The organism is Algoriphagus sanaruensis (genome assembly GCF_001593605.1).
GTDB classification, from domain to species: domain Bacteria; phylum Bacteroidota; class Bacteroidia; order Cytophagales; family Cyclobacteriaceae; genus Algoriphagus; species Algoriphagus sanaruensis.
Genome location: NZ_CP012836.1, coordinates 1731333 through 1755742, shown reverse-complemented (window position 1 = coordinate 1755742; position 24410 = coordinate 1731333). Strand labels below are relative to the sequence as shown.

At 41.3% G+C, this 24410-nt stretch carries 31 protein-coding genes; 12 read left to right on the top strand and 19 right to left on the bottom strand.

Features of this window, described 5'->3' with window-relative positions; translation table 11 throughout:
- Positions 1 to 2: 2 nt before the first annotated feature.
- The gene (locus tag AO498_RS07830) at positions 3 to 722 is read left to right on the top strand and encodes a VIT1/CCC1 transporter family protein (protein WP_067545652.1); all 720 of its coding nucleotides are present in this window, start codon (positions 3 to 5) and stop codon (positions 720 to 722) included.
- 6 nt (positions 723 to 728) lie between these two features.
- Positions 729 to 1493 (top strand): DUF5995 family protein, encoded by a 765-nt coding sequence (locus tag AO498_RS07825; RefSeq protein ID WP_067545649.1) that lies wholly within the window; start codon positions 729 to 731, stop codon positions 1491 to 1493.
- A 20-nt stretch (positions 1494 to 1513) separates the two neighbouring features.
- On the opposite strand, the gene AO498_RS07820 is transcribed toward AO498_RS07825, so the two are convergent.
- The 3 genes from AO498_RS07820 to AO498_RS07810 all read right to left on the bottom strand — a co-directional run bounded on the left by AO498_RS07820 (position 1514) and on the right by AO498_RS07810 (position 3366).
- Entirely contained in the window at positions 1514 to 1930 is a 417-nt protein-coding gene (locus AO498_RS07820) for a type II toxin-antitoxin system VapC family toxin (RefSeq protein WP_067545646.1), read from the bottom strand.
- A complete protein-coding gene (locus AO498_RS07815) occupies positions 1927 to 2184 on the bottom strand; it encodes a DUF6364 family protein (RefSeq protein ID WP_067545622.1) in 258 nt (85 codons plus the stop codon). Before AO498_RS07815 ends, AO498_RS07820 begins: the two co-directional genes overlap by 4 nt.
- 81 nt (positions 2185 to 2265) lie before the next feature.
- A complete protein-coding gene (locus AO498_RS07810) occupies positions 2266 to 3366 on the bottom strand; it encodes a DUF4407 domain-containing protein (RefSeq protein WP_067545619.1) in 1101 nt (366 codons plus the stop codon).
- 160 nt (positions 3367 to 3526) lie between these two features.
- Between AO498_RS07810 and AO498_RS07805 the strand changes: the two genes are divergently transcribed.
- On the top strand, positions 3527 to 4252 hold the full coding sequence (locus AO498_RS07805) for a GDSL-type esterase/lipase family protein (RefSeq protein ID WP_148660201.1): 726 nt from the start codon (positions 3527 to 3529) through the stop codon (positions 4250 to 4252).
- Positions 4253 to 4264: 12 nt separating this feature from the next.
- Here AO498_RS07805 and AO498_RS07800 read toward each other — a convergent pair whose 3' ends face one another.
- Positions 4265 to 5038, bottom strand: a complete 774-nt coding sequence (locus AO498_RS07800) for a hypothetical protein (RefSeq protein WP_067545614.1) — start codon at positions 5036 to 5038, stop codon at positions 4265 to 4267.
- Positions 5039 to 5096: 58 nt separating this feature from the next.
- Positions 5097 to 6167: a bile acid:sodium symporter family protein gene (locus AO498_RS07795; RefSeq protein WP_067545611.1), complete on the bottom strand. Its 1071-nt coding sequence runs from the start codon at positions 6165 to 6167 to the stop codon at positions 5097 to 5099.
- A 168-nt stretch (positions 6168 to 6335) separates the two neighbouring features.
- Between AO498_RS07795 and typA the strand changes: the two genes are divergently transcribed.
- Positions 6336 to 8141 (top strand): translational GTPase TypA, encoded by a 1806-nt coding sequence (gene typA / locus AO498_RS07790; protein WP_067545606.1) that lies wholly within the window; start codon positions 6336 to 6338, stop codon positions 8139 to 8141.
- A gap of 53 nt (positions 8142 to 8194) precedes the next feature.
- On the opposite strand, the gene AO498_RS07785 is transcribed toward typA, so the two are convergent.
- Positions 8195 to 9175, bottom strand: a complete 981-nt coding sequence (locus AO498_RS07785; protein WP_067545603.1) for an aldo/keto reductase — start codon at positions 9173 to 9175, stop codon at positions 8195 to 8197.
- 223 nt (positions 9176 to 9398) lie between these two features.
- Between AO498_RS07785 and AO498_RS07780 the strand changes: the two genes are divergently transcribed.
- Together AO498_RS07780 and AO498_RS07775 are read left to right on the top strand one after the other, a co-directional pair.
- Complete coding sequence (locus tag AO498_RS07780) at positions 9399 to 9704, top strand: Dabb family protein (protein ID WP_236778652.1); 306 nt, start codon at positions 9399 to 9401, stop codon at positions 9702 to 9704.
- 43 nt (positions 9705 to 9747) lie between these two features.
- Positions 9748 to 11067 carry a S41 family peptidase gene (locus tag AO498_RS07775; RefSeq protein WP_067545598.1) on the top strand — a complete coding sequence of 440 codons (1320 nt, stop codon included), beginning with the start codon at positions 9748 to 9750 and terminating at the stop codon, positions 11065 to 11067.
- A 3-nt stretch (positions 11068 to 11070) separates the two neighbouring features.
- Here AO498_RS07775 and AO498_RS07770 read toward each other — a convergent pair whose 3' ends face one another.
- From AO498_RS07770 to AO498_RS07760, 3 genes are all read right to left on the bottom strand, one after another.
- A complete protein-coding gene (locus tag AO498_RS07770; protein WP_067545595.1) occupies positions 11071 to 11778 on the bottom strand; it encodes a 2-phosphosulfolactate phosphatase in 708 nt (235 codons plus the stop codon).
- On the bottom strand, positions 11778 to 12872 hold the full coding sequence (gcvT, locus tag AO498_RS07765; protein WP_067545592.1) for a glycine cleavage system aminomethyltransferase GcvT: 1095 nt from the start codon (positions 12870 to 12872) through the stop codon (positions 11778 to 11780). Before gcvT ends, AO498_RS07770 begins: the two co-directional genes overlap by 1 nt.
- A 141-nt stretch (positions 12873 to 13013) precedes the next feature.
- Positions 13014 to 13340 (bottom strand): HesB/IscA family protein, encoded by a 327-nt coding sequence (locus AO498_RS07760; RefSeq protein WP_067545589.1) that lies wholly within the window; start codon positions 13338 to 13340, stop codon positions 13014 to 13016.
- 95 nt (positions 13341 to 13435) lie between these two features.
- Here AO498_RS07760 and mce point away from each other — a divergent pair, with 95 nt between their 5' ends.
- The gene (mce, locus tag AO498_RS07755; protein ID WP_067550345.1) at positions 13436 to 13837 is read left to right on the top strand and encodes a methylmalonyl-CoA epimerase; all 402 of its coding nucleotides are present in this window, start codon (positions 13436 to 13438) and stop codon (positions 13835 to 13837) included.
- A 151-nt stretch (positions 13838 to 13988) separates the two neighbouring features.
- A complete protein-coding gene (gene thiL / locus AO498_RS07750) occupies positions 13989 to 15017 on the top strand; it encodes a thiamine-phosphate kinase (RefSeq protein WP_067545586.1) in 1029 nt (342 codons plus the stop codon).
- Here thiL and AO498_RS07745 read toward each other — a convergent pair.
- The 6 genes from AO498_RS07745 to AO498_RS07720 form a co-directional block, all read right to left on the bottom strand.
- Complete coding sequence (locus tag AO498_RS07745; protein WP_082792200.1) at positions 15014 to 16468, bottom strand: sulfatase family protein; 1455 nt, start codon at positions 16466 to 16468, stop codon at positions 15014 to 15016. The genes thiL and AO498_RS07745 overlap by 4 nt on opposite strands.
- Positions 16469 to 16549: 81 nt before the next feature.
- Positions 16550 to 17002, bottom strand: coding sequence for a D-aminoacyl-tRNA deacylase (gene dtd, locus AO498_RS07740; RefSeq protein ID WP_067545582.1), 453 nt, complete (start codon positions 17000 to 17002; stop codon positions 16550 to 16552).
- Positions 16999 to 17721: a Rossmann-fold NAD(P)-binding domain-containing protein gene (locus AO498_RS07735; RefSeq protein ID WP_067545579.1), complete on the bottom strand. Its 723-nt coding sequence runs from the start codon at positions 17719 to 17721 to the stop codon at positions 16999 to 17001. The genes dtd and AO498_RS07735 overlap by 4 nt, the downstream gene beginning before the upstream one ends.
- Positions 17718 to 18338 carry a thioredoxin family protein gene (locus AO498_RS07730; RefSeq protein ID WP_067545576.1) on the bottom strand — a complete coding sequence of 207 codons (621 nt, stop codon included), beginning with the start codon at positions 18336 to 18338 and terminating at the stop codon, positions 17718 to 17720. The genes AO498_RS07735 and AO498_RS07730 overlap by 4 nt, the downstream gene beginning before the upstream one ends.
- Positions 18339 to 18363: 25 nt before the next feature.
- Positions 18364 to 18783, bottom strand: a complete 420-nt coding sequence (locus AO498_RS07725) for a YkvA family protein (RefSeq protein ID WP_067545573.1) — start codon at positions 18781 to 18783, stop codon at positions 18364 to 18366.
- A gap of 5 nt (positions 18784 to 18788) precedes the next feature.
- Positions 18789 to 19310, bottom strand: a complete 522-nt coding sequence (locus AO498_RS07720) for a DUF7935 family protein (RefSeq protein ID WP_067545570.1) — start codon at positions 19308 to 19310, stop codon at positions 18789 to 18791.
- A 112-nt stretch (positions 19311 to 19422) separates the two neighbouring features.
- Between AO498_RS07720 and AO498_RS07715 the strand changes: the two genes are divergently transcribed.
- The 3 genes from AO498_RS07715 (at position 19423) to AO498_RS07705 (ending at position 20832) form a co-directional block, all read left to right on the top strand.
- Positions 19423 to 19737, top strand: a complete 315-nt coding sequence (locus tag AO498_RS07715) for a HesB/IscA family protein (protein WP_102135911.1) — start codon at positions 19423 to 19425, stop codon at positions 19735 to 19737.
- A gap of 35 nt (positions 19738 to 19772) precedes the next feature.
- The gene (locus AO498_RS07710; protein WP_067550341.1) at positions 19773 to 20267 is read left to right on the top strand and encodes a DUF6265 family protein; all 495 of its coding nucleotides are present in this window, start codon (positions 19773 to 19775) and stop codon (positions 20265 to 20267) included.
- 82 nt (positions 20268 to 20349) lie between these two features.
- On the top strand, positions 20350 to 20832 hold the full coding sequence (locus AO498_RS07705) for a DUF4136 domain-containing protein (protein ID WP_067545564.1): 483 nt from the start codon (positions 20350 to 20352) through the stop codon (positions 20830 to 20832).
- Between the two features lie 114 nt (positions 20833 to 20946).
- On the opposite strand, the gene AO498_RS07700 is transcribed toward AO498_RS07705, so the two are convergent.
- The 4 genes from AO498_RS07700 to AO498_RS07685 all read right to left on the bottom strand — a co-directional run bounded on the left by AO498_RS07700 (position 20947) and on the right by AO498_RS07685 (position 23740).
- A complete protein-coding gene (locus tag AO498_RS07700) occupies positions 20947 to 21405 on the bottom strand; it encodes a DUF4268 domain-containing protein (protein WP_067545561.1) in 459 nt (152 codons plus the stop codon).
- 6 nt (positions 21406 to 21411) lie between these two features.
- Complete coding sequence (gene folB / locus AO498_RS07695; protein WP_067545558.1) at positions 21412 to 21777, bottom strand: dihydroneopterin aldolase; 366 nt, start codon at positions 21775 to 21777, stop codon at positions 21412 to 21414.
- Positions 21777 to 22751: a DivIVA domain-containing protein gene (locus AO498_RS07690; protein ID WP_067545555.1), complete on the bottom strand. Its 975-nt coding sequence runs from the start codon at positions 22749 to 22751 to the stop codon at positions 21777 to 21779. Before AO498_RS07690 ends, folB begins: the two co-directional genes overlap by 1 nt.
- A 71-nt stretch (positions 22752 to 22822) precedes the next feature.
- Positions 22823 to 23740 carry a WD40 repeat domain-containing protein gene (locus tag AO498_RS07685; RefSeq protein WP_067550339.1) on the bottom strand — a complete coding sequence of 306 codons (918 nt, stop codon included), beginning with the start codon at positions 23738 to 23740 and terminating at the stop codon, positions 22823 to 22825.
- A 36-nt stretch (positions 23741 to 23776) separates the two neighbouring features.
- Here AO498_RS07685 and AO498_RS07680 point away from each other — a divergent pair, with 36 nt between their 5' ends.
- Positions 23777 to 24406, top strand: a complete 630-nt coding sequence (locus tag AO498_RS07680) for a 4'-phosphopantetheinyl transferase family protein (protein WP_067545552.1) — start codon at positions 23777 to 23779, stop codon at positions 24404 to 24406.
- The last annotated feature ends 4 nt before the right edge of the window (positions 24407 to 24410 follow it).

Genomic DNA, 24410 nt, shown 5'->3' with positions numbered 1-24410 from the left:
GTATGGAATCCGATATCCATTTAGAAAACACCCGATTTGGGAAACTACAAGAATACCTGAGAGAATTTGTATATGGCGGCATCGATGGCGCCGTCACCACCTTTGCTGTCGTGGCAGGTGGATATGGAGCAAACCTCGACCCAGGCATCTTGATCATACTTGGTTTTGCCAATTTGTTGGCAGATGGTTTTTCCATGTCGGTTGGGGCTTACCTTTCCGCAAAAAGCGAGCGAGACAATTTTGACAAACACGAAAAGATCGAATATTGGGAAATCGAAAATCTACCCGAAATCGAACGTGAGGAAATCGCCGACATCTATCGGGAGAAAGGCTTTAAAGGTGAGCTTTTGGATAAAATTGTCGATCACATTTGCTCGGACAAAGACCTTTGGGTAGCTGAAATGATGAAGGACGAACTAGGAATGATGCGGGACAGCAAAAGTCCTTTTAAAATCGGCTTGGCCACCTTCATTTCCTTTCTATTGGTTGGATTTATCCCTTTAATGGTTTACCTCTGGGATTTTTTCTTCCCAATCCAAATAAACACCTTTTTATGGACTAGTATCTTGACCACATTGGCCTTTCTCATTGTTGGCTGGCTTAAAAGCATTGTGAATCAAACATCTGCCGCTCGGTCCATCACCGAAACAGTGGCTTTGGGTGTATTAGCCGCAGTAGTGGCCTTTTATGTCGGGGATATCTTAGAACAGTTTTTTACTTAATTTTTGATGAATTCAATTGAGGAAGTTTTGATCCGAATGGATCAAATTGTTTCGGCATGTCAGAAACAGGAAAGCCGTATAGGGTATTTCGCCATACTTTATCGCCAGGTCACAAGGCGAGTTAGAGACGGGATTTTGGCCGGAGAATTTGAGGACAATCCAAGAATGGAAAAGTTGGACATCCTCTTTGCCAAGCGATTTATTGATGCCTACGAGCGCTGGATTTCAGGCCAAAAAACTACTGAAAGCTGGAGATTAGCATTTGAAGCAAGTAAAAATTCGAACCACCTTATTCTGCAACACCTTTTTCTCGGAATCAATGCCCACATCAATTTGGATCTTGGAATTGCTGCCTCAGAAACGATGGATGGAAAAGAGCTTCAGGAAATCAAAGGAGATTTCGATAAAATCAATTCAGTCCTTGCCGAATTAGTAGATGGAGTCAAAGCCAATATCAGCATCGTCTCTCCAATTTTTGGCTGGCTTATCCCTCTGGCAAAAGGAAAAGACGAAATGCTCCTCAATTTCTCCATACAAATCGCCAGGGATGGCGCATGGAAATATGCCGGAGAATACCATGCCCATCCCAACAAAGCCTTTCAGATAGAAGATCGAGACAAAAACATTTCTGCCTTAGCCAAAAAACTGATCAATCCTGGAAAATTCTTGAGAATTCTAATTAAGATCATAGCTTTTGCTGAATGGAAATCGGTGAGCCGAACGATGGATCAATTGGATCAGGTTGCAAATAAAACCCTCCCGGGGTTTTGAACCCTTGGAGGGTTACACATTCAAAAAACCACCTCTTCTAGAAACTTACGACAGTCATACACCGGGATTTCAGAAAAATAAAAACCCTCAGAATCTTCGGTGATGATGGCATTACAGTCATGCTGCATGGCTGAATAGTACTCCAAACCGTCCTCAAAATCTAAGACGCTTGGATTAGAAATAGCACCTAAGACAGTTTGTGAATCCACAGAGGCAATGTGAATTTTGGAAGAAAGGATCTGCATTTTTTGCTTGGCTTGAGCGGTTCCGCATTTTTTCTCCGCAAAATAAAAAGCAATAGCCAAGCATATCGGAGTGGTGTAGAGTTGGAATCGCCGCTGATCCGCCAAACTTAAAATCCGAGCAGAATGCGGAAAAAGTGGGTATTCCTTATTCAACACGGACACCAGCACGTTTGCATCCAGAAATACCCTCATTTTTTGCCTTCGAAGAACTCATCCTTCATGGCCTTGCGACTGGAAGGCATGCGCTTATATTCTACCTCACCATCAGACACCATATTCACCCAATCGGAAATCGGAAGCTCCTCCAAAGACTTGTAAGTCTTGGAAGTCATCTGCGCATAGAGAAACTCCGTCAACCGAGAAAGACTAATGTTATTTTGGTCGGCAAAATCCTTGGCTCGGTCAATGATGTCTTTATTGAAAGACAATGTGATTTTGGTGTCCATAACTCGTTGATTTTTAAGTACACCGTAAAGAAAAATAAATTCATACGTAAATCAAAACAACTCCCTGATTTCTTTCCTTTCTCATTCCCACTTGGCCAGTTCCCGATCGGCTTCGGCTCGGTTTTTTCGATTTGTTTTTTCCTTCTTTAAATCGGTGGCATAAAAGTGAGTATCCTGAAAATATCCCACCCGAGCTTCTGATTCCCCTTTGGCAATCATCCATTTTTCACCCTTGAAAAGCTTCACTTTCTCTTCGTGCAGTTCCAAGAGTTCATCGTAAGGTCCCCGACTGGAGATCAACTTGACAAAAATTGGAGCTGTCTCAATGGCAATAAAAAGCAACATGATAAATACATTGGCCATTGCCATGGCGGAGCTTTCGGAAGTTAGCGCCGAAAGGGCATCCATTCGGGCAGCCAAGCCATCAAACCCCTCAATCCCAGGCTGCTGCTTCTCAAATTCGACTTGACGTAAAGCCATAAACTCCCGGATTTGAGCTTCCAAAGTATCGATCCGAACTTGGTTTTGTTTTCGCAGATTCTCCAATGCAAGCTGAGCAGCATCCAATTGCTGTTCTTTCTTCTTTGCATTGGTACCGAGACCGACAATCCCGCTAGTTCCTGCTGTTTTCTCCCCAAATCGCTCAGCATCATATTCTTTTTGGAGTTGATTCCTGAAAGTCTCAGCTCGGGAAACCTCCGCTTTAAGGGTATCGATTTTACCTTCTAATTCTTGGATCTCTGGAAATCCCTTTGCAAGGTTAGCTTTGGATTGAGCGATAAACTCAGTCTTTTTTTCATCCAATTTCCGATTGATCTCCCGCTCAAACATTTTCAATTCCAAAGGCTTGGAGATTACCAAAGCGAGCAAAACTGCCAATATCAATCGAGGAATGGCCAACTTCCACTCTGCCCAAGCGTTTTCCTTCTTTCGCATACTCGATACAATAAAGCGATCTAGGTTAAAAATCATCATACCCCAAAGGAGTCCGAAAAATATCGCAGGAATCAAATTTTGAAACACGGTGAACAAGGCATATCCTGCGGCTAGTGCTGCCAATACCCCTGTGAAAAAGACCGTGGCTCCGATTCCCACATACTTATTTGATTCAGTAGGCGTCCGCTTCAAGATGGCGAAATTTGCACCGCTGCAAAACCAGAAAAACCGGGAGATTGAATTCATATCAGGGAAATTTGGTAGGGTTAAAAAAGTATAACGCTAAAACACGACCAAAGAAATCAAGGAGGTTAGAGAGTAGATGATTTTGTGATGAAAAGGATTGTTTTTGGGGCAGAAAGAAGATTTTGATCGCTTCTTAGCAAGTAATGGACAACTTTCAAAAATGCTCGGAATGTCCGAAAATGAGCAGGGGATGAACGGTTTTGGTTCAGGGAAATTTTGGTTTATGTTTGAGATTATGAAAAGATATTATTCGCTCCTGCTTCTGTTATTTACTTTCTTGAATCACCTTTCATTCGGTCAAGAAATTCCTTTTGAACAAGAAGTGCGTAAAATCTCGTCGACTTGGGATAGTTTGGGATGGAAGCCTCGTTCTACCGTTTTCACAGGTAGCTCAACCATTCGCATGTGGAAGAATTTAGATGGAAATTTTCCAAGTGAAAACCTAATCAATACTGGATTTGGGGGTTCTAAAGCCTCTGACTTGGAGCGACACTTATTCCCTTTGGTGATCAAATATGAACCGGCTCGAGTATTCATTTATGAAGGAGACAACGACCTTTGGGCTGATATCCCCGCTTCGGAGATTCTCTCGAGCCTTGACCGAATTGTAACTCGAATCCATTTAATCAATCCTGATACTAAGATCTATTTGATTGGAGCAAAGCCAAGTCCTTCTCGTTGGGAGAAAAAATCCAACTATTTGATTTTTAACCAACTGCTAAGCGAATACTGCCAAGCCAAAGAAAATATCCAATTTGTGGATACTTGGAACGCATTGACCAACCCTGACGGAAGCCCAAGACCAGAACTTTATATTAAAGATCAACTTCACTTAAATCAAGATGGCTATGTAATTTGGGCGGAGATTTTTAAACCTTTCTTTTGAAGCCAATCCCTATTAAATTTTCTTATTGAGCTTTTTCTCAAAAACATTTAATGGAAGAATTCCCCCAATTAACCAAGAAATCCCTTCCCAACTTCTAGCTAATCGTACAGGGGAGTTGTTCGCCAATGTAAATTCATATTGTCGATTTGGGCTCAAGGTAAAAAATTGACCAAGCTCGAGATTTAAAAATCCAGAATTAAATACTCGAATTCGGGAATGTATGCCTGTTTTAAAGAAAACGGGGTTTTTACTCACAAGATCAAGTGAATAATTCAGCCTTTCCCCTCCCTGAGTTTGAATTTGACCCGATCGACGAACTACCTCTTCCTCGAACCCAAAAATTCCAAGGTTGGTATTTAAAAAAGCACCAATTCTTAGGGATTGCTTTTTCCCCGTTGGAATATCATATCGGAAAGTAAAGGGTAAAATCACATACGGCGCACCCGTACCATTGAGTTCTAAAATCCGATCGGAACCTTGAGCATAGGTTGGACTAGAATCATGATGAAAGAAAGACAATCCTGATTCTAAGGACAAATTTTGCCTTCGAAAACCTAATCCAAGTCCATAATATAAACTTAAATCTTGAATCCCACTTCCATCCGAATAGGAACCATACCTCATCCCAAAATGAGGCAAAACATAATATCCATTTTCATTGCTTAGGGACAGGTAATTCTCTGCTTTCACTATTTTCCCTGCCTTTTTAGATGCATTAGTTTGTACCTGAGCTAGGGCGTTGGTGACTAGAAGAACACTAAATAAAAGTAAAGGGACGATTTTCATTTCAAGGCTATTTTAGCTTATAACTAAATTTGAAAGAAAAAATTATCCCCGAATCAAACTATTTTTTCTTCAATCCTTTTCTACTCCAAAAAGTGGCTAAAACTGAACCAGTCACGTTTTGCATAGGACCAAATACCGCCGGAGCGAGGCCTACTGTTCCAATTTTCCCTAGAATGGCAGAAAGTCCACTTGCCAAGCCAGCGTTTTGCATCCCCACTTCTATGGCTAAAGTCCGTGAATCCTTTTCACTCATTCCGATTAACCGCGAAAAACCATAGCCTATTCCATATCCAAAAAGATTATGAATAAGAACCAAAAGGATGAGGAGAGGTCCAATTTGAAGTAACCCATCTCTGCCCGCCGCTGTAATAACCAAAATAATCAAGGCGATTCCAATCATTGAAATAATAGGCAAAATGCGTTCTATTATAGAAGATTTTCCTTTCCAAATTTGATTAACCAGCAAACCTGATCCAACTGGTAACAGGATAATTTTGAAAATGTCCCACATCATTTTCAACACATCGATTTCAATGAATTGACCTGCTAAGACTTTCATCAAAATGGGCATCATCAACGGAGCGAGTAGTGTGGAAATCGAAGTCAACGTCACTGAAAGCGCGACATTTGCCTTGGCCAAAAAAGCCATCACATTAGATGCCGTTCCTCCGGGAGCACTTCCTACAAGAATAATCCCAGCAGCTACCTCAGGATTAAGCCCACTAAGTGTAGCTAGTCCAAATCCAACCAAAGGCATGACCATAAATTGAGCAAGAATTCCCAATCCAACTGCTTTTGGACTCTTTGCCACTGCTGCAAAATCACTCCAACTTAAAGTTGCCCCCATTCCAAACATGATTACCTGGATCAAGGGATTGATTAATCCCGTGAGCCTAAACCCGTTTATTTCTTGAAAAAACTGGGGGAAATACATTCCAAGAGAAACTATTCCTAGAATATAAACTGGAAAACTGAAGGCCTTATAAAAATTATTGGTTCGAAACCCTAATCCCAACGCAAACAAAAACCCGATGACAGCCATACCAGAATTCTGAATTCCAAAGCTCCACAAAGAGAGAATCATTGCTAAAAAAAACAGAACAGGAAGTAATCGAAATACTCGAGTCATGAACGAAGGGATTTAGTTTCTAAAAAAACATCTTTTTTGGAAACTAAATTATAACCAAATTCAGATAAGTACCTTAATCTGGAGGAATTACAAATTCAGAAACTTCACAGGGCGATAACCTTACTCCCAAATTAAATTCTTACTTTTGCGCCTTCAATTAGGCAAACCATGCAGAATATTCGGAATATCGCGATCATCGCACACGTTGACCACGGTAAAACAACCCTTGTGGATAAAATCATCCACGCTTCAAAAATCTTCAGAGAAAATCAGCAATTCGAAGACCTGATCCTCGACAACAACGACCTAGAACGTGAACGCGGAATCACCATTCTTTCTAAAAACGTATCCGTACGCTACAAAGACCATAAAATCAACATCATTGATACTCCAGGTCACGCAGACTTTGGAGGCGAGGTAGAACGAGTGTTGAAGATGGCTGATGGGGTTATTCTATTGGTAGATGCCTTTGAAGGACCAATGCCTCAAACTCGATTTGTATTAAGCAAGGCACTTTCGCTTGGTTTGACTCCAATCGTAGTAGTAAATAAAGTAGATAAAGAAAACTGTCGTCCGGACGAGGTTCACGAAGCTGTATTCGAGCTCATGTTCAATCTTGATGCTACTGAAGAGCAATTAGAGTTTCAAACCCTGTATGGTTCTGCCAAGCAAAATTGGATGGGTCCTGACTGGAAAAATCCTACTGACTCTATTCTTCCTCTTTTGGACGCTATCCTAGACTATATCCCAGCTCCAAAAATTTCTGAAGGCTCCCTTCAGATGCAAATCACCTCTTTGGATTATTCCAACTTTGTTGGCCGAATTGCAATCGGACGTGTTGCAAGAGGTACCATCTCTGAAAACCAGCAGATCGCCCTTTGCAAAGCAGACGGATCCATTAAAAAGATGCGTGTAAAAGAATTGCACACCTTCGAAGGTCTTGGAAAAAATAAAGTTCAAACAGTTAGCGCAGGTGACATTTGTGCAGTGAATGGAATTGAAGATTTTGAAATCGGAGATACGATTGCTGACGTAGAAAACCCAGAACCGCTTCCACGTATTGCCATCGATGAGCCTACCATGAATATGCTCTTCACGATCAATAACTCTCCATTCTTTGGAAAAGAAGGGAAATTTGTGACTTCACGTCACTTGAGAGATCGTTTGATGAAAGAAACCGAGAAAAACTTGGCGCTACGAGTGGAGCCTACCGATTCAGAAGATCGATTCCTGGTCTATGGACGAGGCATTCTTCACTTGTCAGTTTTGATTGAGACCATGAGAAGAGAAGGCTACGAACTTCAAGTGGGTCAACCTCAAGTGATTTTCAAGGAAATCGACGGAGTAAAATGTGAACCAATTGAAACCCTTGTGGTAGATGTTCCGCAGGAAACTGCAGGAAAGGTAATCGAATTAGCGACTCAGCGTAAAGGTGAATTGTTGATCATGGAACCTAAGGGAGATCTTCAGCACTTGGAGTTCAAGATTCCTTCCAGAGGTTTGATCGGATTGAGAAACAACGTCCTTACAGCGACTCAAGGTGAAGCAATCATGAATCACCGATTTACGTCTTATGAACCTTTCAAAGGCCCAATCCCAGGACGAATCAATGGTTCTTTGATTTCCATGGAAGGCGGTCCTTGTACAGCCTATGCGATTGACAAACTTCAGGATCGAGGAGTTTTCTTCATCGAGCCAGGGGATGATCTATACACAGGACAGGTAATCGGTGAGCATTCCCGAGATAATGACATCGTAGTCAACGTACAAAAAGGTAAGAAGCTAACCAATATGCGTGCTTCGGGTTCTGACGACAACGTTAGAATCGCACCTCCAAAGCGATTCTCTTTGGAAGAATCCATGGAATACATCCAGAAAGATGAATACCTTGAAATCACTCCTAAGTCCATCCGAATGAGAAAAATTTACTTGGATGAGAACGAAAGAGCCAGAATGGCCAAAAAAGAGGATTAATTTCAATAGTTGGATACCAAAGAGGGCGATTAGAAATAACCGCCCTCTTTTTTTTACCAAAGGTGATGAACCTCTGACTTTATATATTCTTTATAGAGAAGCTCTAATTCCTTCATCTGATCCGAGCTTAAGTCAGGCAACTTGGCCGCCTCAATATTTTGTAAAACTTGTGAGATTGAGGATGCTCCCGGGATGACCGTCCCCACTTGATTGAACATCAAAATCCATTTCAAGGCAAATCCAGAAAGAGGCTCTCCAACTATTTTTTTCAATTCTTTAATGGCAGGAAAGGCCTTTTCTAAAGGAACTCCAGAAAAAGTTTCTCCCTTATCAAAAGCTTTTCCCTCCCTGTTGAAATGGCGATGATCATCTTTGGCAAAAGTTGTTTGAGGTGTAATCTTACCACTCAGCAATCCACTAGCTAGAGGAACACGAATGATAAGTCCTATTTGATTGACTTCGGCATGGCTGAAAAGTAACTCAGCTGGTCGCTGTCTAAATAGATTGAAAATGATTTGAATCGTCGAAACAATCTCATGTTTCATGGCAGTCATTGCTTCATTGATCCGCTCCACACTGACTCCCATTTCGGCGATTTTGCCCTCTGCTTTCAAGTCCTCAAAAAGTCCAAAAATCTCATCCCGATGGTACACTTCACCCGGAGGACAGTGGAGTTGGATCAAATCGATTTGTTCAAGTCCTGTATTTCTCAGGCTATCCTCCACATATTTTCGCAATCTTGATGGAGTGTATCCCTCATTTACATGAGGCTGAATTCTTCTACCACATTTTGTTGCCACATAGATTTTTTCAGAGCGCTCCCTCACAACTTTTCCTACAGCCGCTTCACTCAGTCCCCCATCATAGACATCAGCGGTATCCACAAAATTGACACCTTGGTCAAATGCTGTGTGCAGAATTTCTTCTGCCTTTTTCAGATCAAAAGCCTGGCCCCAGCCACCTCCAACTTGCCAAGTTCCCAAACTGATTTCAGATACTTCCCAACCCGTTTTTCCTAATTTTCGATAGTTCATTTGCTACTGAATTGAACAAGGTTAAAAATCATTTCTATCAAGTCCATGACCGGTTATCGTCAAGCAATTTATATGTTTATCTTTAAAGCCTTATCCACGAAAGATACCTCAACTTGTCAGTATTTCAATAATTAATATGAATTCCCGAAGGAAAGCATTAAAAACAATCACTGCAATAAGTGCAAGCTCAATTCTTCCCATTAACCTAACTTATTCTAAACCTATGGCACAAAAACTCATTCATCAAGTATTTTTCTGGCTTCATAAAGAGTCTGATTTAAAAGAATTTCTGACCGACGCAGCTCCGATGTTAGGACGTTGTGCAGATGTCGCTCAGTTTATTTTAGGAACCCCTGCACCAACCGAAAAACGAGAGGTCGTAGATCATAGCTTTCATGTTTCTTGCACTCTTTTTTTTGATTCCTTAGAAGCTCAGGCCGCCTACCAAACCGACCCTCTACATTTAGAGTTTATTGAAAAATACTCACACATGTGGAAAACGGTAAAGGTCTATGACATCGCGATCTAAACCTTACTAGGTAATTCCATCGTTTCTACCAAAAAAACGAAATATGAAGCGGATTAAATGGTTGATTATTTGGGCTTGTTTGGGATTGGCAGCATGTGATCCCACTGAAACTCCAAGCCCCATCGGGGCAGAAGACAAAGTCAAAAAAGCCATTTATGAATCTATGCAAGAATGGTATTTCTGGACTGAAGAACTCCCTTCAGCTCCAGATTACCAATCCGCATCTTCAAATGAGGAATTTCTTAATTCCATCATTTACAAACCACTTGATCGATTTTCTTACCTGACCACACAGGAAGCTTTCAATAATGCTTTTGTCGGAAGAAATGCTGGCCATGGATTTGGTTTTGCATTTTCCGCTGACGAAAAACTTTACATTTCCTTCGTATTTAGCGAATCACCTGCTGGAAAAGATGGATGGCAAAGAGGTTGGGAGATCGTAGAAATCAACGGGCAGCCCGTTTCTAGTTACAAAACTTCCACAGGAGGCTATGATTTTAAATTAGGCCCATCTGATCCAGGAATCACGAATACATTTACCTTCCGACTTCCCGATGGAAGCACCACTACTCGTAGTAATGTTAAAGCGGAATATCAATCTAATTCTGTATTAGATCGACGAGTGATCAATCTAGAAGGTAAAAAAGTAGGGTATTGGGCCTATCAATCTTTCAAAGCAACGGCGGGTTTGACTCCTACTCGAAGCGCTGAAGTTCAAAGCTCAATGGAATTTTTTCAAGCACAAGGAATCGACGAACTCATCATCGACTTAAGATATAATGGTGGCGGCTCAGTGGCTGTGGCGGAGCAAATCATGAATTACCTGATTCAGCCTGCCAACTCCAATAAATTGATGTATACGAACAAGCTGAATTCGGTCAAAACCAGTCTCAATTCTTTCAAAAACTTCTCCAAAATCGGAAGTATCAGCCTGAATCGAATTGTATTTATAACCTCACGCGGATCAGCTTCAGCTTCAGAATTGATCATCAATAGTCTATCGCCTTATATGGAGGTAGTGTTGATTGGCGATAATACCTATGGTAAACCAGTGGGATCATTTCCACTTTCGAGATACAACACCATCCTTTCGGACAATAATGTCGAGCTTGTACCGATCACTTTTGCAACGGCAAATTCCCAAGGAAAGGCGGAATACTTTGAAGGTTTCCCAGCAAACTACACGGTAGGAGATTCTCCGAATATTCCGTGGGGGAATCCGGCAGATTTAAGATTGAATGCAGCTTTACAATACATTCAAACTGGAAATGTATCTGGAAGATTAACACGAGAATTTTACAAACCTAGCTGGGAAATGATCGACGTATTTAAAGGGCTACAGCAAGAATTCCCAGCCTTTTAACCTTTAAGCAGGCACTAAAAACCCTTCCTCATCCAATCGGATCACCAGATCGCAAACATCCAGAGTCAGGCAAAAATCTATATCCGATTCTATCCCATGATTCTGAAGACGTTTGGCATGCGAAGCCTTACTAAGGTATTTCTTCAGTTGGTGACCTTCTCGTTCAAAGAGAGACTTCATCGCGAGGGCTCCATCCTCATCAGCAAGATGGGTGGATTCTAAGGATTTGACCAGAGCTCCAGCGTAAAGCGAATCTTCTAAATTAAATCGTCCCTTCCATCCCGCGCAATGGACCAATACATCCAAATCCAGCTTTTGAAGATAGGAAACAGTGGCTTGGAGGTTTGGAAATGCACCAATTAATATTTCAGCAGCTCCTTTGGATTTTTCTAAAGCTTGAGTTCCATTCGTGGTGGTCATCGCAAGTTTTCTTCCGGTATAATCTCCCTCCAAATATGCCACTGGGGAATTACCCATCTCAAAACCTGGAGCGGTTAGTCCATTCCGCTCTCCTGCAATCAAGAACCCTTCGGCTTGCTTAGCTTTGCAAGCCTCCAAATCTGCAAAAGGCAGGATAGAAACCACTCCATTGGCCAGAGCTGCCACCATCGTTGATGTGGCTCTGAAAATATCCACTACAACTACTGCCTTGCCTTCTAATTCATGAAAATGAATCAGATCAGGACTAAAACAAACTTCAACTGATTTCATTAGCCTTTGAGCAAGGGAAGTTTCTCTACTTGAGCTCTCAGATTTTTTGTTCTGATTTGAATAAAAATTTCGGTTCCTGGCTTGCTGAATTCTGTGTTTACATAGCCCATACCAATCCCAACTGACATGCTTGGAGATTGAGTTCCGGAGGTCACTTCTCCAATCACTTCACCGGAAGCATCCACAATTGGGTAATGTCCTCTTGGAATTCCTCTTTCCTGCATGATAAATCCAACTAGTTTTCTAGAAACACCTTCTTCTTTTTGCTTTTTCAAGGCTTCAGAATTCGTGAAATCTTTGGTGAATTTGGTAATCCAACCTAATCCTGCTTCGATTGGAGAAGTAGTATCAGAAATATCATTTCCGTACAGACAATACCCCATTTCCAATCTCAAAGTATCTCTTGCTCCTAAGCCGATTGGCTTGATTTCAAAAGCTTTCCCTGCTTCGAAAATCGAATTCCAGATATGCTCAGCATCGGCGTTCTTAACATAAATCTCAAATCCTCCCGCACCGGTATAACCTGTACCAGAAATAATTACATCCGAAACACCGGCAAATTCTCCTACCGTAAAATGGTAAAACTTCACCTCCGAAAGATTGACAGGAGTCAACGATTGTACAGCTTCAATAGCCTTAGGACCTTGAACTGCAAATAGGCAATATTCTTCTGATGCATTGGTCAACTGGGCTCCCATGGTATTAAACTTATTCACCCAAGCCCAATCCTTTTCAATATTGGAAGCATTGACAACGAGCATGTATTTTTCTTCCGAAAACTTATATACGATCAAGTCATCAACGATTCCACCAGTTTCGTTGGGAAAGCAAGAATATTGCGCTTGACCAACAACCAGTTTAGAAGCATCATTTGAAGTTACTTTTTGGATTAATTCCAAGGCGTGAGGGCCTTCCACAAAAAACTCACCCATGTGGGATACATCAAAAACTCCAACTCCATTTCGCACGCAAAGATGCTCTTCGTTATCCGAACTGTATCGAACAGGCATATTAAAACCTGCGAAAGGAACCATTTTGCCACCAAGGGCAACATGAAGGTCATTTAAAGGGATATTTTTGACGACGTTTTCCATATTTGGGTCATTTTTTAACGTGGGCAAAGGTAAGGATTGAAGGGGATTTAGGAGCGTAAAAAGCTCATTTTATCCCCAAACATCCACAAAAAAAAGCAGCCTTATGAGCTGCTTTAATTAGAGTTTGTAAACTGGAATAAATTATACTGAGAAACTTTCCCCACATCCACAGGTTCGACTGGCATTGGGATTAATAAATTGAAACCCTTTGCCGTTCAACCCATCGGAAAATTCCAAGGTCGTGCCAGCAAGGTAAAGTAAACTTTTGCGATCCACTAAAATTTTGACGCCCTTATCTTCAAATACATGATCTGTCTCTACCACATTGGCATCAAATCCCAGATCATACATCAAACCAGAGCAGCCTCCTCCCTTCACGGAAACACGGATGTTTTCATTGTCAGCCCGACCTTCCTCTTTTTTTAATTCGAGAATTCTCTCTTTGGCTTTGTCAGAAACGGTGATCATATCTTTATACCTTTACTTTTGGATAATGCTTTCGAATGAGAGGAAAACACCTCCCTTTTGAAAAAGATTCAAACCCAAAGATAGAAAATAACTGCATGAGGAAAATCGAACATATCGGAATAGCAGTCCAAGACCTAGAAAAATCGAATGAGCTGTTTCGAAAACTCCTTGGAAAAGAACATTATAAAACAGAAACAGTAAGCAGTGAAGGGGTCGAAACGAGCTTTTTTCAAGTTGGAGAAACCAAGGTAGAATTACTCCAAGCCACCCGCCCTGATAGCCCAATTGCTAAATATCTAGAGAAAAAGTCGGAAGGAATCCATCACATTGCTTTTGATGTAGAAGACATCCACGCCGAAATGGCAAGACTCAAAAACGAGGGATTTGAAATTCTGAATGAAATCCCAAAAGAAGGTGCTGACAATAAATTAGTGGTATTTTTGCACCCTAGAAGCACGAATGGAGTGCTGGTGGAATTGTGCCAAGAGAAGAAGTGATCAGTTGTCAGTCACAGTTGGCAGAAAGTCAGAAAGTTGAATTCAGAAGTCTGAAAAGTAGAAATAGTACTTAGAAAAAATCTGCGAAAATTTGTGTCTTTTTCTGTGCAAATCTGCGGGAAATAAAAGGTAGAGTAAATCATTAATCTAAATGTCAAATAAACGAACAGAAATCAGTGAATTGGGTGAATTTGGCCTGATTGACCATATCAATACAAGAGTGCAGCTCAAAAACTCTTCTACCCTCAAGGGCATCGGAGATGATGCCGCTATTATCGATGCCGGAGACCATGTGAAGGTAGTTTCCACAGACTTGCTTTTGGAAGGGGTTCATTTTGATTTGGCCTATGCTCCACTTCCTCATGTGGGTTTCAAAGCGGTGGCTGTCAACGTCTCTGACATCGCGGCTATGAATGCCATTCCTAAGCAGATTACCGTCAGCATTGCACTTTCGAATCGATTCTCTGTGGAAGCGGTAGATGCCCTGTATTCTGGAATCCATGCTGCTTGTGAACATTACGGAGTCGATTTGGTAGGAGGCGACACCACTGCATCCCGAAGTGGGCTTGTCATCTCAATCACCGCCATCGGCGAAGCCAAAAAGGAGGAAATTAGCTACCGTTCTGGAGCCAAAGTCAATGATATTCTTTGCGTAACAGGTGATTTGGGAGGAGCATTGGTCGGTCTGCAAATACTGGAGCGGGAGAAGCAAGTCTACCTCTCCAATCCAGATATGAAGCCCGAACTAGAAAAATACACCGTTGTAACTGGGCGTCAACTTCGTCCTGATGCTCGAATGGACATCATTCACGAGCTTCGGGAACTAGGTGTTGTTCCTACATCGATGATGGATATTTCAGACGGATTAGCCTCTGAGATTTTCCACCTGTGCAAAGCGTCCAATGTTGGGGCTACAATCTATGAGGACAAACTACCGATCGACAAGCAAACTTACGATACAGCAGTAGAACTAAACATGGATCCTATCACCTGTGTGCTCAATGGTGGTGAGGATTACGAATTAATCTTTACGATTGATCAAAAGGACTTCGCAAAGCTGGAAAAGCATCCTGATATCCACTTTATCGGCCACATGACAAAACCAGAAGAAGGCAAATATTTGGTCACCAAAAGCGGAACTGCCGTGCAATTGAAAGCACAAGGTTGGAAGCATTTTTAACGATTTTGCTCTAAATAATCGGGGGATCGAATACTATCTTTTCGATCATACAGATAATTCCACCTCGTCATATACCTATCAGCGGGAAGAAAGTCATCCTTTCTTTCCGCTAGTTTTTTTTGAAGCAGCGTTTCGAGTTCCTCCTGCAAATCTTTATAAGCAAGATCTCCTGTCAAATTGTGAAATTGATAAGGGTCTACCTGATTATCATACAACAACCAAGGACCTTTCAAATCCCGCACATAGGTATAACGAGAAGTGCGGATTCCCCGGTATTCTCGACCTCCATTGGAAAATTGCCATTCATGAAAAGGAACAGGGAGCATAATTAATGCTGCTTCTGAGCTCAGTTCATTTTTGGATACTAAGTCTTTTGAAAAGTCTGTTCCCTCTATGGAATCTGGGATTTTTATCCCTGAAAGTCCCAAGAGTGTTGGCAATAAATCAGGGGTACCAATCGGATTCTGAATTCTTCTTGAAGCCTTCCCCAATTTTGCAGGATACCTAATAAGCATTGGGACTTTGATGGATTCATCCCATGGTCTTTGCTTTTTCAGAACGCCCTTTGACATCAGCATATCCCCATGTTCTGAAGTAAATAAGACAAGGGTCTGGTCAGAAATTCCTAGACTATCCAATGAACGGATCAATTTGCCAAATGCATGATCTATAGCCGTCGCATGAGCATAATACCCTGCTAATACCCTTCTAGCACTGTCTTGAAATTCTTCGGGAACATTGGGCCTTAATGTTAATTGGTCAGGATCATATAGCTTTTGAAAAACCTCCGGAGCTGAAAAATAGGGATCATGAGGTGGTCCGTAGGAAAGCATCAAGACAAATGGATTCGCCTTATTCCTTGAAATATAACTGATTGCACTATCGGTCTGGGGAAACACATCGTATCCTTGCCAGGTATGCTTCTCATTTGTTTCATCAAAATAAAAGCTGTTGTTATAATTATGGCTTACCTCCCTAACCTTCCAATAATCAAACCCCTGTCTTCTGTCGACCGGTACTGGTTTATCTCGACCTGAAAATGGATCCTCGCCACGCTGATGCCCATTAAGATGCCATTTTCCAATATATCCAGTTTGATATCCCTCTTCTTTAAAAATCTCTGCTAAAGTCAAAGCGTCATTTGGCAATGGTTTATCATTGTAAAAAATCCCATGAGTCAAGGGATATTGTCCGGTTAAAAAGCTTGCCCTCCACGGTGCACAAACAGGCAATGTAGCGATGGCATTTTCAAAAATTACACTTTGACCAGCAAATGAATCCAAATTTGGGGTTTTTATTTGGCTTTGACCTGCATACCCCATCTCCTGCGCACGCCATTGATCTGCGAGAATAATGATCAGATTTGGTTTTTCAAGGATGGGTTCTGATTCAGAATTTGAAATCAGGGAGTGAAAAAACAAATAGATGTAGAATAAGAATAAAGGCGACATGGCAGATCAATTTCCAGAAAGTAGGAAGTTGGTTTTCAACAACTATCCTGTCCAATCTGAACCCTAAAATTCCACCTAGCCCTAAACTCTATTTTTGGTATCAATCACGATGGTCACAGGACCATCATTGACCAGACTTACTTTCATATCCGCACCAAACTCTCCCGTACCGATGGACTTACCCAAATCTGTTTCAAGGGTTTGAATCATTTGCTTATAGATCGGGACAGCGATATCAGGTTTGGCTGCTTTGATATACGAAGGCCTATTTCCCTTTTTGGTACTAGCATGCAGGGTAAATTGAGAGATTAATAAAATATCTCCCTGTACATCCAGCAGGCTTCGATTCATGATGCCATTTTCATCTGGAAAAATCCTGAGATTGATAATTTTCTTAGAGAGCCAATCCATATCCTCTGGACCATCTGCCTCCTCAATCCCTAAAAGTATCATCAGTCCAAGCCCTATTTCGGCCTTGATTTTTCCTTCGATTTTTACCGAGGATTCGCTCACTCGTTGAATAACTGCTATCATTTACTTAAATCTTGCATTTGACCTGATGAAATCACCTCTACGGATTTTGAGGAGTCTGAAAGGGCTGTGATAGCCATGGCTTTCGCCACTTGATAGTCATGAATGGGCCTAATATTTTTCGCAATCTTAAACCAGTTGAGCGGCTTCATGAGTGCTGATGCAACCAATTCCCCAAACCTAAACTCATGCCTATTTCCTAGGAGCAGAGATGGCCGAAAAAGACCTAAATATTCAAACTGAAAAGCTTTAAGATCTTCTTCGGTTTCCCCTTTGACTTTATTGTAAAAAATGGAAGAATTGGAATCAGCCCCCATAGCAGAAACATAGAGAAATTTGGATGCCCCCAATCGCTTAGCCCAAGCGGCAAATCCAATCACCAAATCATGGTCGATTGCGTAAAATTTTTCCTTGGAACCAGCCACTTTGATAGTGGTTCCTAAGCTCGAAAATGCGTGTATTTCAGCAGTTTTACTTTTGATTGAATCTAGCACTGGTGCATATTGTCCAGAAAGTGATTCAGCAGAGACTTTATTTTCCCAGTCCCAGGAGGCCAGTTTAAATAAATCCCCTTCTAATTGAATCAATCTATCATGCTTCAACGCAAGCTTGCGTCTTCCTATACTGAGTATGAAATCGTATTGGTTGGACTTCAGTAATTGGTGCAGCAACTGCATACCTACTAATCCTGAAGTGCCTGAAATGAGGGCTATTTTGATCATAAAAGACTGGATTCTAGTAAAGGAATCAATTCTTGTTCTAAATCATGGTTTTTGTTTTTGGCATACCAAAGATGAATTTCTTGTAAAAACTCAGCATAGGATACTCCTTTGGAATCATACTTATAGTCTCGGTACCGCTCCATCAAATAGTTTGGCTTTGGTCCCCAAGTGAATAGCTCCACTTTCAAATCCTTAGAAAATGCCACCAGTTTTGGAATGGATCGAGCGCCATTGGTTAGGTAAGCATCCATGATTTCAGGATACTCATCCCGAATAATGATTTTTAGGGAAAGGGCCGGATTCAATTCCACAAGCTTGGCAATATACGGAATGGATTGGGCTCCATCTCCGCACCAGGCCTCAGTAATAATTAACCAATGCTGGGGTTCTTGGATTCGCTCGATAAGATGCCTCATTTTAGCGGAGACTTGAGCAGTCTTATTCCACCTATTCATGCGTTGCAAACACATACGAGTATAGTCCAAGTATGCTTCGCTTTGATTTGCTCCTGTGGTGCGATTTTCAGCAACAAGCTGTTCGGTAAATTTGACGAAATCAGGATAGGCGTATCCTTTTTCTAGGATCGAAAATGTAACAGGATGACTTAATGATTCCATTTGGTCGAGTTTGGGGAATTAACATTCATCCCTCAGAGTGGGTTCGCTCCCAAGCTAAAAAGTCCTCAACTTCATCTTTAACCTTGGCAAACACCGCCAATACGACGGAAACATCATCCGCAAATCCAAAAAAACCGAGAAAATCAGGAATAAAATCTACGGGTGACAAAAAATAAACTAAGGCAAGTACAATCAGTCCAAGTGTTCCGAAAGAGATTTTATGCTCCCCTTTAAAATGCGCTTTGATCATTCGGATAAATATCTGGATAGGAAGGATCAATTTTTTGACCTTGGGGTGGTTGCCGATTTTACTGAGTTTGGCTCCAACCTGCTGCACCAATTCCACCAATTTTTGTTCCTGACGAACAATTACTGCAACCTGCCTACCAAAGAGAAGTTTGGCACGCTGGATCAAAGTGGGGTCTTGTGCTTCAAAGTCTTCCATGCGTTTTAAAAGTAATGGGATACCTCAGATTTGATTTGTTTTAATGCAAATGCAATCGCATCATTTTTCCGTTCCAACGACTGGGTGAAGATAGATTTTGCGAGCTCCACGCCAGAGGATTCACTATCCACCCCTTGTCGAGCCATATTGATAGTAGTCACCGTATCTTCAACTGCCCGACGAACGGCTTCCCATGCTTCATCCGAAAAATAAACTTGCTGGCTGAGATTGTGGTTAAACTCCTCCCTTACCTCATTTACCAAAACTTGATGAAATTCTGCCGCCGAATATTCACCTGGATTATTACGTCTAACGAGACTGTTTGGCGTAATCCGCTCCAAAAGGAGACATAGTCGCTCTGCAGCTTGAATCCGAAGGGGAAGTGTGAGTTGGGTATTTTGACTTTTCAGGTCAATGAGCAGTTTTTCTCGTTCCTTTGACAAGAAAGAAAGTACCACCAAATACATCCCGTATAATACCGCACCCGCAGGCAGAAGAAGCTTTAATAAATCTACAACGTATTCCATAAGTTCAAATTCCAGTCTAATATCTGGAATTCCAACTTGTCAAAAAACCGGCCGAATGGGTATTTTTGACAAAATTTCTGAACCAAATTACCTTAAATCAGATTTTTCATTCATGCTAATTCCAATCCAAATCACCTCCAAAGCTGAAGCCGAAATCAAACACATCATGGCTCACAAAAATATCCCAGCGGATTACTTTCTTCGGGTAGGGATGAAAGGAGGAGGATGTGGTGGCATGTCTTATGCACTTGGGTTTGATAAGCCAAAGGCTGAAGACCAGCAGTTTGAGATTTCTGGCATTCCCGTTCTAATTGAGAAAAAACACTTCATGTTTCTTATGGGAATGCAAATTGATTTTTTTGAAGGGGATGAAGCCAGAGGTTTTACCTTTATCAACCCTGATATTCCCAGGCGACACGATCAATGATTTTTTGTACCTTCTTGACTTTAAATCTCAATTTCATGAAGGCGCTGTACTGTTTATTGATTTTTGTGACAATTAGTCATTTATCCTTCGCTCAGGTAAGACAACTCTCTCCCGATCAAAATCCCGGAAAAGGAACCATTGAAGAATTTGATTGGCTGGTAGGTTACTGGGTCGGAACTGGATTGGGCGGCGACTGCGAGGAGGTTTGGATGCCTGCAATTGACGGACAAATGATCGGAACCTTTCGGTTTTGGGAAAATGGGAAATTGGTATTTTCTGAATTCATGAACTTGGTAAGTGAAGGTGAAAGTATTTCCATGAAGCTCAAACATTTTGGAAAGGACCTCAAAGGATGGGAAGAAAAAAATGAATGGAATACCTTTCAATTGATCGAAATGGGTGACCAAAAAGCCTTTCTCAACGGCATGACCATCGAGCGCAAGGGAGATCTACTAATTTTCCAAGTCAATATTTCAAACCAAGGGGAAACTCAAATTGAGACGTTTACTTATACAAAAAAATCACTTTAATAATCTGACCCTTAGATTCATTTGAACCTTAGAAACTGTTTTATCGTCAACCCCACCAATTTCTAAACTAAACCCAATAACCATGAAAAATATTTTTGTTCTATTCTTGCTGGCAGGTTTTGTACTTGCGTCCTGTAAAGTCTCCGATCCGGTCACAGCCAATAGAGGCAAAAACTCCGGAGATCAATTGGTTTATGATCAGGTAAGTAAATCTTCCGAACTAGCCAATAAAAAGAATTTTAAAGTCATTGAACAAGGACATGCATCAAAAGACATTGTTCAATTGAATCGAATGTTTGAAAAAAAATTGATTGAAAACGGCTTTGTTTCTCAAACTGAAAATCCTGATCTCCTCATTCAGACTGCAATTTCTTCTGTGAATTTTGAAGTAGAGAAACTTGGTTTTTCCTCTTCTGTTGGTACTACAGACAATTCTGTTCATTCTCCAATTAAAAAAGAAGCTGGACAATATGGAAAAGTGATTTTTTTAATTCAAGATGCAAAAACAAATGAAGTACTTTGGATGGGAACCGGTACCGGTGTTTTAACGGCTAATGCTGTTTAAATACCAAGGAAATTAAAACGGCATTAGATCAATTGATTGCACAAATAAATTAAGATCAAGGATTAACCACTACTTAAAAGAGGATGGATTCTACTTGAATCCATCCTCTTTTTATTAAAAATCCTCGAAACCTGGCTTCACATTGTCCCAAAATTCATCTAAAGCAATGATTCTGGGTTTTAGAAAAGAAATGATTTTTGGCCAATCTTCTTTTTCCATCACATTGAGTCCAGGGTATATTTTTTCAATCTTGGAAATGGGCTGCCCAAACTCATTTAAGGCATGGAGCCTCCACTCCCATTCCTCACCCAAACTTGCCTTGAGCAAGTTTTTCAACTCCTTAAACTGATCAAAAAACAACTCTTGCAATTCTGGATCTGCATGACCTAGTTCGATGCCAATAGAGGCAAACCCTCGTTCAGCACGCATTCGAAAGTAGATATCCTTGATTCCCGTTTTATAATTTGGCCAGTTAATCTTTCGACCTTGAGCATTGGGAACGGGCTTCATGTATTGCCCAAATGCAATCCAAAATTCTGTTCGGATTTTGGTTGTTTCTGCTCTAGAATACATGGATGATTAAGAAAAATCCTCTGGATAACTGACCGTCACGGAAGAAAATTGGACTATTCCTCCAAGTGCCGGATGATGCTTTTTGAGCGTAAGTTTTACAGCAGTTACTTTTGGATAAGCTTGGATAATATCTGAGACTATATGGTGACCTAAATGCTCCAAAAGCTTGACTTTCACATCCATCCGAGTCTTTATCAACTGGTAAAGTTTGGCATAATCCACCGTATCCTTGAGTTGATCGTGAAGCATGGCTTCCTTGAAATCAGTTTCCAATTCCAAGTCTAAAGTAAACCTATTTCCTAGGACATTTTCCTCGGGATAGGCCCCATGATACGCGTGAAATTCGATGCCTTGAAGCGCTACTTTACCCATTAGTCGATATCATCAAAAAAGGATCCTCCACTGTTTTTCGGTTCGGGATCTTTGGGTTTTTCTACTACTTCGGGAGCGGCAGTTTCAGCAACTGGATTCTGGACATGCTTTATTTCTTCTGGTTCTTGCTCACCCTCTACTTCAGAAACGGGTTCTTCTTCTACCGATTCTTCCAATAGTTCCTCCTCTACCGGTAGCTCTCCCTCTTCCTCCAATTCATGCTGCAAGGCTTCAATTGTTTCCTGGGTCTCATCATCCAAATGAGCATCACTCATATCATCCTCAAACTGATCCTCAGGTTCATCCTCGACATGAGGAATCTGTGCTGGATCCGCAGAAAGTGCAGAAATATTGGCTACGGTAAAGTGACTAGATCGGCTTAATTCATCCATTGCGCGTTGGTAAGCTTTGGCATCAATACGGAAAAAATGCGCATCAGAAAGTTCAATTTGATTTAAGGCATCTTGAGAAAGCCGTTTCAGACTTTTCACTAAGGCCTCGCGCTGCTCCAGAAGCCCATCGTAACTTCTCACCAAGCTTTGCATACTTTCCCGGATTTCTTTGATGGTTTCTTTGGCTTTGGCTTCTGCCGCACTGGTAATGATTCGGGCTTGCTCCTCGGCTTGCCTTTTCACTTGGATTGCATAGCTATCTGCCTGCCTTGTAGTTTGCTCCGCTATTTGATTCGACTCAGCAATGATTTGATCTGCAGCTTCTGTGGCTTCAGAAATGATACTTGCACCTGTGTCTTCGGCTGTTTTTAGTGTTCGAAACAATGAATCCTCTACATCTTTTAGACGCTTTGCTTCTCCCTCCACTTGCTGAAGCTTTGATCTTAACTCCAGATTTTCCTGGTTAATCTGCTCCATGGCTTGAGCCATTTCTTCTAAAAATGCAGAAACTTCTCGTTTCTCAAAACCTCGGAAGGCAGTCTCAAAAGCCTTTTGTCTGATGGCAGTAGGGGATATTTTCATGAATCAAAGTTTTAAAATCTACAAAAGCTGTCCTTCAATACTTGTCCAGCTCATCGCGAATTATGGTTAATTTAATCAACGGCCTCTATTTGCCAAATGGAAATGGTTCGGTCATCTGAAACCGAAATCACTTGACCAGAATAACTACTCCAGATCACCTTGTTTACTGAGGTACCATGTCCTGCATTTCTGGCTTTATCGATCACTTTCAGCAACTTTCGCTCCTCCAAATCCCAAATTTTAATGGATTTATCCATGGAACAGGTCACCAAATATTTACCGTCTTCATGGTAAGATAAATAATTAATGGCATACATGTGAGCCACAATATTTTCAGAAAGGGAATAATTGGAGGTATTCCAAAATTTGAGTTGGGCGTCTCTTGCGCCAGAAACCAACCACTCCTCGTTCGGAGAATAACCCAGGGCAAAGACAGAATTATTGTGACCAGTCAGATTGGCAATCGGATGAAATACATTTGCTAAATCCAAAATCTTGATGGTATGGTCACTGAGACCCAAGGCTAGTTGCTTCTTATGAGAAGCCACTGCCATCACACGAATACTTTTTGAACTTAGCTTGATATGTTTTTTAACAGATTGCGAAGGAATGTCCACGATCACTAAAACGCCATCGCCCGTTCCTACAAAAATCTCATTTCCATAGACTTTGATATCAAAAATGGCTTGGTCGGTCAATTTCAAACTCCACAACTCTTTATTTTCATTGAGGTCGATGATATGGATTCCTTCGAAATTATGGCCGATCACCAGGATATTGCGGCTTCGATCCACTTCCAGTGCATAGACTGAATGGGGAAGCTTTGCGATTAATTTCCCATCCTTGGGCTTATCCAAATCCCATTCAACCACCATTCCATCCCCAGCTCCTGTATAAAAAAATCGAGGATCACTTCCTTCGGTCAAGGCATAAATGCAGTCATTATGACCGGTGAGTGTATGTAATTTATTTACTTGAATTTTTGACATATATTGGACGATCACTCCGCGGCGCCCTTTTGGCCTATGCAAACAAAAATAGAAAAAATTGATTCTCACTCTGCCTTTGCGATAAAGATTATCGAGGAGGCGGCTCCGGAATCATTGCCTTTTCTGAGTTTTCGAGAAAAACTTTCCTACGCCAATATTTCTCATCCAGAAAAGAAAAAGGAATGGGCATCAGCAAGATTGGCCATTTACGAGGCACTTCAATCCCTGCAAATCCCCTATCCGGGATTTTTCAAAGATGAACATGGGAAATCCCAATCGATGGCTGGTGCTGGATATGTTTCCCTGACTCATACCCAAGGTTTTGCAGCTGCGATTTTCCATCAAAACACCCCGGTAGGAATTGATATGGATGTGATCCGGGAGAAAATTCTTAGCATAGGCCCTCGATTTTTAGCTAAGGCAGAACTCGACTTTCTCGAGAAAGATCCACTGCATTATACCATGGCTTGGTCTGCCAAAGAATCGATCTTTAAATGCCAAGGAAAAAAAGGGGTTTCATTCAGAGAAAATATTCTTCTTGAGCCATTTAGCACCTCGGATCAACTTATAAAAGGAAGAATTCATGGAACAGAATTTTCGGACCATCATTATACCATCAAGGCCCAACAACTTCAAAACACAGTTTTAACCTATACCGTTTGGTAACCCG

Bases quoted from the DNA above. Each gene is read 5' to 3' on its own strand.
- AO498_RS07770 (WP_067545595.1), bottom strand. From the start codon at position 11,778: ATGAAATCAGTTGAAGTTTGTTTTAGTCCTGATCTGATTCATTTTCAT.
- AO498_RS07815 (WP_067545622.1), bottom strand. From the start codon at position 2,184: ATGGACACCAAAATCACATTGTCTTTCAATAAAGACATCATTGACCGA.
- AO498_RS07725 (WP_067545573.1), bottom strand. From the start codon at position 18,783: ATGGAAGACTTTGAAGCACAAGACCCCACTTTGATCCAGCGTGCCAAA.
- AO498_RS07800 (WP_067545614.1), bottom strand. From the start codon at position 5,038: ATGAAAATCGTCCCTTTACTTTTATTTAGTGTTCTTCTAGTCACCAAC.
- AO498_RS07745 (WP_082792200.1), bottom strand. From the start codon at position 16,468: ATGTCGCCTTTATTCTTATTCTACATCTATTTGTTTTTTCACTCCCTG.
- AO498_RS07785 (WP_067545603.1), bottom strand. From the start codon at position 9,175: ATGAACTATCGAAAATTAGGAAAAACGGGTTGGGAAGTATCTGAAATC.
- folB (WP_067545558.1), bottom strand. From the start codon at position 21,777: ATGGGTAAAGTAGCGCTTCAAGGCATCGAATTTCACGCGTATCATGGG.
- gcvT (WP_067545592.1), bottom strand. From the start codon at position 12,872: ATGGAAAACGTCGTCAAAAATATCCCTTTAAATGACCTTCATGTTGCC.
- AO498_RS07720 (WP_067545570.1), bottom strand. From the start codon at position 19,310: ATGGAATACGTTGTAGATTTATTAAAGCTTCTTCTGCCTGCGGGTGCG.
- AO498_RS07680 (WP_067545552.1), top strand. From the start codon at position 23,777: ATGCAAACAAAAATAGAAAAAATTGATTCTCACTCTGCCTTTGCGATA.
- AO498_RS07820 (WP_067545646.1), bottom strand. From the start codon at position 1,930: ATGAGGGTATTTCTGGATGCAAACGTGCTGGTGTCCGTGTTGAATAAG.
- AO498_RS07685 (WP_067550339.1), bottom strand. From the start codon at position 23,740: ATGTCAAAAATTCAAGTAAATAAATTACATACACTCACCGGTCATAAT.
- AO498_RS07810 (WP_067545619.1), bottom strand. From the start codon at position 3,366: ATGAATTCAATCTCCCGGTTTTTCTGGTTTTGCAGCGGTGCAAATTTC.
- AO498_RS07710 (WP_067550341.1), top strand. From the start codon at position 19,773: ATGAAGGCGCTGTACTGTTTATTGATTTTTGTGACAATTAGTCATTTA.
- thiL (WP_067545586.1), top strand. From the start codon at position 13,989: ATGTCAAATAAACGAACAGAAATCAGTGAATTGGGTGAATTTGGCCTG.
- AO498_RS07730 (WP_067545576.1), bottom strand. From the start codon at position 18,338: ATGGAATCATTAAGTCATCCTGTTACATTTTCGATCCTAGAAAAAGGA.
- AO498_RS07825 (WP_067545649.1), top strand. From the start codon at position 729: ATGAATTCAATTGAGGAAGTTTTGATCCGAATGGATCAAATTGTTTCG.
- typA (WP_067545606.1), top strand. From the start codon at position 6,336: ATGCAGAATATTCGGAATATCGCGATCATCGCACACGTTGACCACGGT.
- AO498_RS07700 (WP_067545561.1), bottom strand. From the start codon at position 21,405: ATGTATTCTAGAGCAGAAACAACCAAAATCCGAACAGAATTTTGGATT.
- AO498_RS07795 (WP_067545611.1), bottom strand. From the start codon at position 6,167: ATGACTCGAGTATTTCGATTACTTCCTGTTCTGTTTTTTTTAGCAATG.
- AO498_RS07690 (WP_067545555.1), bottom strand. From the start codon at position 22,751: ATGAAAATATCCCCTACTGCCATCAGACAAAAGGCTTTTGAGACTGCC.
- AO498_RS07830 (WP_067545652.1), top strand. From the start codon at position 3: ATGGAATCCGATATCCATTTAGAAAACACCCGATTTGGGAAACTACAA.
- mce (WP_067550345.1), top strand. From the start codon at position 13,436: ATGAGGAAAATCGAACATATCGGAATAGCAGTCCAAGACCTAGAAAAA.
- AO498_RS07805 (WP_148660201.1), top strand. From the start codon at position 3,527: ATGCTCGGAATGTCCGAAAATGAGCAGGGGATGAACGGTTTTGGTTCA.
- dtd (WP_067545582.1), bottom strand. From the start codon at position 17,002: ATGATAGCAGTTATTCAACGAGTGAGCGAATCCTCGGTAAAAATCGAA.
- AO498_RS07705 (WP_067545564.1), top strand. From the start codon at position 20,350: ATGAAAAATATTTTTGTTCTATTCTTGCTGGCAGGTTTTGTACTTGCG.
- AO498_RS07780 (WP_236778652.1), top strand. From the start codon at position 9,399: ATGGCACAAAAACTCATTCATCAAGTATTTTTCTGGCTTCATAAAGAG.
- AO498_RS07760 (WP_067545589.1), bottom strand. From the start codon at position 13,340: ATGATCACCGTTTCTGACAAAGCCAAAGAGAGAATTCTCGAATTAAAA.
- AO498_RS07735 (WP_067545579.1), bottom strand. From the start codon at position 17,721: ATGATCAAAATAGCCCTCATTTCAGGCACTTCAGGATTAGTAGGTATG.
- AO498_RS07715 (WP_102135911.1), top strand. From the start codon at position 19,423: ATGCTAATTCCAATCCAAATCACCTCCAAAGCTGAAGCCGAAATCAAA.
- AO498_RS07775 (WP_067545598.1), top strand. From the start codon at position 9,748: ATGAAGCGGATTAAATGGTTGATTATTTGGGCTTGTTTGGGATTGGCA.